Raw genomic sequence first — 235 nt, forward strand, 5'->3', positions numbered from 1 at the left:
GGAATATTGGACAATGGGCGAAAGCCTGATCCAGCCATGCCGCGTGTGTGAAGAAGGCCTTTTGGTTGTAAAGCACTTTAAGCGAGGAGGAGGCTACTTGGATTAATACTCTAGGATAGTGGACGTTACTCGCAGAATAAGCACCGGCTAACTCTGTGCCAGCAGCCGCGGTAATACAGAGGGTGCGAGCGTTAATCGGATTTACTGGGCGTAAAGCGTGCGTAGGCGGCTTTTT

General features: G+C 51.1%; 1 rRNA gene. It reads left to right on the plus strand.

Features of this window, described 5'->3' with window-relative positions:
- Positions 1–235, plus strand: a 16S ribosomal RNA gene (locus tag ACKX14_RS16470); the annotation flags it as partial.

Source organism: Thermorhabdus hydrogeniformans, assembly GCF_049310025.1.
Classification (GTDB): domain Bacteria; phylum Bacillota; class Thermosediminibacteria; order Thermosediminibacterales; family Tepidanaerobacteraceae; genus JBJYKD01.